Origin of the sequence: Streptomyces aurantiacus (assembly GCF_001418335.1) — a bacterium.
GTDB lineage: Bacteria > Actinomycetota > Actinomycetes > Streptomycetales > Streptomycetaceae > Streptomyces > Streptomyces aurantiacus.
Genome location: NZ_LIPP01000169.1, coordinates 1 through 7,679 on the forward strand (window position 1 = coordinate 1; position 7,679 = coordinate 7,679).

Annotated in this window: 4 protein-coding genes; 1 reads left to right on the plus strand and 3 read right to left on the minus strand. The window is 70.3% G+C overall.

Annotation, left to right across the window (positions count from 1 at the left end):
• Window positions 1-175: 175 nt before the first annotated feature.
• The 3 genes from AOK01_RS22600 to AOK01_RS22610 form a co-directional block, all read right to left on the minus strand.
• The gene (locus AOK01_RS22600) at window positions 176-691 is read right to left on the minus strand and encodes a hypothetical protein (protein ID WP_055514551.1); all 516 of its coding nucleotides are present in this window, start codon (window positions 689-691) and stop codon (window positions 176-178) included.
• Between the two features lie 123 nt (window positions 692-814).
• The gene (locus AOK01_RS22605) at window positions 815-1,552 is read right to left on the minus strand and encodes a Crp/Fnr family transcriptional regulator (protein WP_055514553.1); all 738 of its coding nucleotides are present in this window, start codon (window positions 1,550-1,552) and stop codon (window positions 815-817) included.
• Between the two features lie 1,462 nt (window positions 1,553-3,014).
• Window positions 3,015-6,038, minus strand: a complete 3,024-nt coding sequence (locus AOK01_RS22610; protein WP_055514555.1) for an FAD-binding and (Fe-S)-binding domain-containing protein — start codon at window positions 6,036-6,038, stop codon at window positions 3,015-3,017.
• 320 nt (window positions 6,039-6,358) lie between these two features.
• On the opposite strand from AOK01_RS22610, the gene AOK01_RS22615 reads away from it, so the two are divergent.
• Window positions 6,359-7,679, plus strand: a 1,321-nt coding sequence (locus AOK01_RS22615; RefSeq protein ID WP_079103668.1) for a sensor histidine kinase, incomplete at its 3' end; no start/stop codon positions are given.

Below are 7,679 nucleotides of genomic sequence, written 5' to 3' on the forward strand. Positions count from 1 at the left end.
GCGCTGGGGAGGTTCACGGGCCGTCCAGATGGTTCGGGTAGGGGTCGGGGGGTGTACGTACATCGTGATGGACTTCTGAGTTCAGAGTAATGGACTCCGTCAGGGTTGTGAAGGGGTTTTGGAGCTTACAGACCCTTGAGGGAGGGGGTCGGGTCGCCGCGGGTGCGCTGGTTGGTCAGCCGCGTCGGAGCAGAGTGATCCGGCGCTGGGCGGTCACCACGGCCCGCGTCAGTTCATTGCGTGCGTTCTCCTGTTTCATGGCCCTGCTGAGCTGGAAGCGATGCTCGGGCAGAGAAGTCGCTGCCGAGAAGTCGGTCTCGGGCAGGGCGGTGGCGAGGTATTCCTCGACACGTTCGATGACCTTCGTCAGGTCGGGGCCGATGATCTCGGCGTGGTCGACGACGCCCTTGATCATGTTGGTCACCTGGGCGATGTCCTCGAAGTCCGCCGTGCGGCACGGCTTCTGAGCGAGGCGGCACTGGACCTCGTACAGGTCGGAGAGCCACTGGTCGGGCTTGTCGAGTTCGGCGTTCGCCCGGTCCTTGTGGCGCATCCGCTGCAGCCAGGCGAAGACCTGCCTGTGGTGCGAAAGGGTGTACGTGGCAAGGACGCCCGTGACGACGGCGGCGCCGAGGGACACCGTCAGAGTGCCGGCGCTGGTCCCGATCGCCAGCGTGCTGCTGGTCATCATGCTGTTGGTCCGTTCAGAGATGACGCCGCCGCCCGCCCCGCGCAAGGCGGCAGACAAAAGGAAGACAAAAGGCGGAAGGCGGAAGGCGGCGTCGGGTGGTGGGTCCGGTGGGCCGGGGCGGTGTCAGTGCCCGGCGGCGAAGTGGCGCAATGCGTCGGCGTTGTTGACGACGAGCTGCCGGTATCGGGCTTCCACGATGTCGCCGTGGTAGCGCAGGGTCCGGAGCGCGTTCTCCGTGGTGGAGACGCCGATCTGGAGAGCGGCGGCGATGTCCTTCTGACCGATGCCGGAGATGACGGTGCGGCAGGAGGCTTCGGGATCGGGGACGCCGGTGGTGTCGGCGAGGTGGGCCACGAGCCGGCCGACGCGCTCCAGGGGCGGTCGGGTGACCATGGTGTAGAGGACTTCGTCGCTGCGGTTCCGGGCCTCCAGGCTGCGCAGCAGGGCGCGCTGGACCTCGATCCGTCGGCGGAGCAGCACGTTGAAGGACCGCTCGTCGCAGGGGATGGCCACGGTCTGGGTCAGGCACTGGGTGCGCACGGAGGAGTCGTCGGGGGTGACGAGTTTGGCCTCCCCCACGACCTGACCGCGCCCCCTGAACCTCGTGACCGTTGGGGCGTCGCGCCCTTCGCCGAACGGAAAGCGCTGCTGTCGCACGGCGCCGTCCCAGACGATGTAGACGTTCCGGTCGTTCGGCCCCATCGGCAGAGTCTCGCCCGGCTTGAAGAGACGGCCGCGCAGGCCCGCCCGCAGCAGGCGCCGCCAGGTGTCGGCGCTCAGGCCGCGCGGAAAGCTTCCTTCCGACATGCCGGTGTTGTCCTGAAGGTCAATCGGCCGGGCGGTCTCCAGAGTGGGAGGCATCTTCACTCTCCCGTTCCGGCGGCCGTGCCGGAACATGCCCCGGCGTGCGCGCCCCGTACGGGGCGATGGTGACGGTGCGTTACTAACAGAGTGCCGCAGTGCCTGCGGCGGGACGGCGGTATGGCGCCGTCGGCGTTGGCGGTGCGCATGAGCTGTCTGAATCCTTGTTCCGTTGTGGACTGGGACCCCGCCGAGCAGCGGGGTCCCACATTGGTGGGTCCGTCGTCCTTTCCGGGAGATGCGGCGCCGGACCGGGTGGTGTGGCCGGTCAGGTGACGGCGATGGTCAACGAGGTCAAGTTACTCCTCCGCACGAGTGAAGAGCCACTCTACGAGTGAAGAGCCGCTCGCACTTTCGAGAGCCTCCCGGGAGAATGACGGCGCCGTCGGAAAACCCCACCGGGAGGGGATTGCCACAGTCCGCGACAGCAGCCGCCTGCATAAACGAGGACACCACCTACTCCGAAATATTTCGGAGAATCCTTCTCTAATGCCACTGCGCACGCTCGAAAGGTTTTTCCCGCACGATCGGGGAGCGGTGCGTGCATGAACCGGCAGCAAAAAACGGGAGGCCCTGAGGCACCACCCTCAAGACCTCCCGGAAAGGTCCGGACCCACCAAGGTTCAGACCACTGCCACGCTAACACCATCAGAGAGGCCAAGGGGACTGTCATCTGGTCACTCCAGGCCAGAACAGCCGGAACAGTCGAGCAGACCCCTCCACCAGAGGGGTTTGTTACGAAGCGGTCCGCGATCCGGTCGCACCCAAGCGCCACTCGCACGCTCTACCACTTCGCCCCATTTTGCCCGCGCAAGAGGGAAGCCTTTCCGCTGCTGCACGTGCATGACAGCGTTATCACCGACTGGACCGATCAGGACCCACCACTTTCGGTCATCCACAGGAACACCTCGCCAGCCATCTGCACCGGACAGAGTGCAATCAACACCCATAGCCGGAACGGGCGATCGGCGTTTTTGACCATTCACGCCTCACGCCACGGGATGGGTATTCCGAGGTCACGCACCGATGCCTGGAAAATTATCTACCGGACCTGCATACGACCGGAATGCGGATCAAAATACGGCCAGGAACTCTTCATGCAAAGCGCTAGCACTGCAAATGTCGACTAGTACCCAGAGTCGCCATTCGTGGCCTGTGCACGCTTCCCGTCACGGCGGCCCCGCCCTCGCTCTCACCATCGCCCTCAGCAATAACTTCTGCTGCGTCAGCTCCGTTGCCGGGCAGGCCGGTTGACGGCCGGCCGGGCTCAGGAGACGGCACGCGTCCGGCACAGGTACCGACCGCTCAGGCACGGAGTGTGATTTTCACCCAGCCGACGCGCGCTCCCTGTCACGCCCGGCGCACTCCCATTGGGGCCTGTCACCTTGTGCGCCTGCCCCCAGCGCCCAGGTGTCGGGGGTCGGGGGTCTGGCGTCAGGAGTCAGGAGTCAGGAGTCAGGAGTCAGGCGTCCGGTAGGGACTCCGCCAGGATTTCTGCCAAGTGGTGGCCCCGTACCTGCGCCGTTTGCTGTAGTTGGGTGCGGCAGGAGAAGCCGTCCGCCAGGATCAGCGCCTCCTCGCCCGCCGCCCGGACCGCCGGAAGCAGTTGTTCCTCCGCGCAGGCCGTCGACACCTCGTAGTGGCCCTTCTCGAAGCCGAAGTTGCCCGCGAGGCCGCAGCAGCCGCCCGCGAGCGCGCCGGTCAGGCCCGCCGCCTCGCGCAGGCGGCGGTCCGCCGCGTCTCCCAGGACGGCGTGCTGGTGGCAGTGGGTCTGGCCGACGACCTGGCGGTCCAGGCGAGGCGGCGTCCAGTGCGGCGCGTGCAGCTCCAGCGCCTCCGCGAACGTCAGCACCGCCGATGCCAGGCGCCGCGCGCGCGGATCGTCGGGCAGCAGCTCCGGCAGATCCGTACGGAGGGCCGCCGCGCAGCTCGGTTCGAGGACGACCACGGGCGGGACCTCCGGAGCGAGGGCCGGGTCCAGGATCGGCTCCAGCAGGTCCAGGGTGCGGCGCAGTACCGTGCGGGCGCGGTCCAGTTGGCCCGTCGAGACGTAGGTCAGGCCGCAGCAGACCCGGCCACGGGAAGCGTCCCGCCTCGCCGGGGAGTGCGATCCGCCGTCGTCCGTCACCGGTCCGGGCACCGCCGGCACCGCCGGCAGCGGTGTCACGCTCAGCCCCGCCGCCTCCAGGACCCGTACGGCCGCCTTCCCGACGGACGGGGAGAGGTACTCCGTGAAGGTGTCGGGCCACAGGGCCACCGCCACCGCCGGCTTGGGCCGGCCAGAGCCGCCTCCTAGCTGCTGCGCGAACTCGGCCGCCCCCGTACCCGTACCGGCACCCGTACCCGTGCCCAATTCCGCACCCGCACGGCGGCCCCACCACCGGCTGAACGTCTCCACCGCCACCCGTGGGATCTCCCGCTCGGGCGCGATGCCGCCCAGCCGCTTGGCGAGTGCCGCCAACGGCCGTACGCGGGCCAGGAAGTTGACGAGCCGTGCCGTACGGGTGCGGTCCACCAGCCGCAGCCACAACGGCAGCCACCCCATCGCGTAGTGCGCCGCCGGCCGCCTGCGGCCCTCGTAGTGGTGGTGCAGGAACTCCGCCTTGTACGTGGCCATGTCGACGCCGACCGGGCAGTCCGAGCGGCAGCCCTTGCAGGACAGGCAGAGGTCCAGCGCGTCGCGGACCTCCGTCGAACGCCAGCCGTCCGTGATCACCTCGCCGGCCAGCATCTCGTGCAGCAGCCGCGCGCGCCCCCGCGTGGAGTGCTCCTCCTCACCGGTGGCCCGGAAGGACGGGCACATCACCGACGAGTCGGAGGCAGCGGTGGCGGCAGCGGGCGTACGGCACTTGGCCACTCCCACGCAGCGGCGTACCGCCGCCGAGAAGTCCCCGCCGTCGGCCGGGTAGCCGAACTCGACGTCCACCGGCTCGCGCGGCAGGACCGCGAACCGCAGGTTCTCGTCCAGGCGGTCCGGCCGCACCAGCATGCCGGGATTGAGCAGCCCTGCCGGGTCCCAGAGGTCCTTCACCCGCTCGAACAGGCCAACCACCCGGGGCCCGTACATCTTCGGCAGCAGCTCAGCCCGCGCCTGTCCGTCCCCGTGCTCCCCCGACAGCGAGCCGCCGTGCGAGACGACCAGTTCGGCCAGTTCCTCCGAGAAACGCCGGAAACGGCCCACGCCCGCCGGCGTCAACAGGTCGAAGTCGATGCGTACATGGATGCAGCCGTCCCCGAAGTGGCCGTACGGCGCGCCGCGCAGCCCGTGGGACGTCAACAGGCCTCTGAACTCCCGCAGATACCCGCCGAGCCGGGCCGGCGGCACCGCGCAGTCCTCCCAGCCGGGCCATGCCTCGGTGCCGTCCGGCATCCGGGTCGCCGTGCCGCTGGCGTCCTCGCGGATGCGCCACAGGGCGCGCTGCTCGGCAGGGTCGATGACGACCAGGGAACCGGAACCGGAACCGGAGCGGGAGCGGGAGCCCGTCACGTCCGCGACGCGCGCGATCTCCTCGGCACGCGCGCGTGCCTGCGCCTGCGTGTCGCCGCCCGTCTCCACGAAGAGCCATGCGCCGCCGCGCGGCAGCCCCGCGTCCGGCGGTACGAGGTCGGCCGCCATCCCTTCCACCGTGAGCGGCCCGTACGGCAGCAGCCCGACGGCCGCTTCCGCCGCCGCGCTCTCGTCGGCGTACGCGAGGACGGCGAGCGCACGCGCGCGGGGTGCCTCGACCAGCCGTACGACCGCCTCGGTGAGGATGCCGAGGGTGCCCTCCGAGCCGCAGAGGAAGCGCGCCACGTCCGCGCCCCGCTCGGGCAGCAGCGCGTCCAGCGCGTACCCGGAGATACGGCGCGGCAGGTCGGGGAAGCCGGTACGCAGGAGGGCCAACTCGCCGTCGACCAGGGTCCGCAGGCCGTCGGGGGCGCCCGACCAGTCACGGCCCGGCCGGAGGCGGTCTCCGCGCGCGGTGATCACCGACAGCTCGCGCACACTGTCCGCCGTGGTGCCCCAGGCCACCGAGTGCGATCCGCAGGAGTTGTTGCCGATCATCCCGCCGAGCGTGCAGCGGCCGTGGGTCGAGGGGTCGGGCCCGAAGCGCAGTCCGTGCGGCGCGCCCGCCTCCTGGAGGCGGTCCAGGACGACTCCTGGCTGGACCACGGCCGTACGCGCCTCGGCGTCCAGCGACACGATCCGGTTCATGTGCCGGGTGAAGTCGAGGACCACGCCCGTGCCGGTCGCCTGCCCGGCGATCGACGTGCCGCCGCCGCGCGCCACGACCGGCACGCCGAGCCCGGAGCACACGGACAGGACCGCCGCCACGTCGTCGGCGTCTCTCGGGGCGACCACGCCCAGCGGTACGCGCCGGTAGTTGGACGCGTCCATGGTGTTCAACGCCCGCGCGGTCGCGTCGAAAGCGACCTCTCCGCGCACGGTTCCGCGCAGGGACTTCTCCAGCGCCGTCCGCAGCTCCCCGAGATCCGTTTCCGTCATGTCACCCAGCATGCATCTCCGCACGGCAGAGACCGGAACAGGAACGGAATAGTCCCCTCCGAGGAGTACGGACAACCGACGGCCCACCCGACGGCCGAAGTGACGGCCGAAGTGACGGCTGAAGCGCAGGTCATGCCGGGAGGCCCCTGCCTGAGTTTCGCGCGCCCCATTACGCGCCGGGGCGGCTACTTTCCGATTCGAGGACGAATTGTGAGAGTGCGCCGTAACCTGCCCGTTCCGATCACGAAATCCCTTATAGTGACCGCCAGTTGAGCACCAAGTGTCGCATCCAGCCCAGGACACGACCGAGGACACGATTCATGACCGCGCCCACCTCGCAAGCGCGCCCCACGAAAGATCGGCCGTCCCTCGCACAACTCGGCAGCGAACGCCCCCGTCTGCGTACTGTCGCGGTCGCTCCGCTCCTCACGGCCGTACCGGCCTCGTGCGCCGTCGGCGCCGCGGTCGCCCTGGCTCCCGATCAGGCGCGCGTGCCCCTCGGCTGGAGCCTGGGCGCGGCGGCCCTGCTGCTGTGCGCGGCCGTGGCCGCGGCCGGCCGCGCGGCGCAGACGTCCCGATTACTTCTCCGCCGCCTCGAAGCAGTCTCCCAGGACGCCGGCCGATTACTGCAGGAGAAGGCCGCCCTCACGGAGGAATCCGCCCGGGAACGGGTCCGGCTCACCGACGAGTTCACCCGCGAACGCGCGCGACTCGCCGAGCAGAACGCCCACCAGAAGGTCCGCCTCGCCGCCGAACTCGACCGCGAGCGCACCCGGAACACCGCCGAGAACGCCCGCCTGACCGAAGAGGTGCGCCAGGCGAGGACCGACCGCGCCACCGCGCTCTCGGCGGCGGCCACCACCGCCGGCCGGTTGCAGGCCATGTCCACGAGCATGCTGGCCGACCTGCGTGCCATGGAGGAACAGCACGCCGACGAGGACGTGCTCGCCGACCTCCTCCACCTCGACCACCGCACCGCGCAGGCGGGCCGTCTCGCCGACTCCGTCGCCGTCCTCACGGGCGCGCGCTCGGGCCGCCGCTGGGCACGGCCCATCGTCATGGAGTCGATCCTGCGCGGCGCGATGGGCCGCATCGACGGCTACCAGCGCGTACGTGTCCATTCGGCGAGCGAGGCGGCGGTGGCCGGGCATGCCGCCGAGGGCGTGATGCACGCGCTCGCCGAGATCCTCGACAACGCCGCGAACTTCTCGCCCCCGACGGCCGAGGTGCACGTCTACGTGGAGGAGGTACCGGCCGGGGTCATCGTCTCCGTGGAGGACAGCGGCCTGGTCATGGGCGAGGCGCAGTTGCGCCGTGCCGAACTGGCCGTCTCCGGCGCGGAGCTGGAGCCCGGCGGCCTCACCGGCACCCGGCTCGGCCTCACGGTCGTCGGCCGGCTCGCCCGCAAGCACGGCCTGACGGTCTCCTTCCGCCCGTCCGCGCGCGGCGGCACGGGCGTCCTGGTCCGCATCCCCCAAGAGATCCTCGCGATCCCGGACGTGAGTGCGAGCGCGAACCTGGCTCCGACTCCTACCCCTACCCCGGCTTCGGCTTCGGCTTCGGCTTCGGGCCAGGCGCCGCCGCCCCCGTATCCGGCCCCGGACACGACCGCCACCGCTGCCTCCGCCACGACCCCCGCCT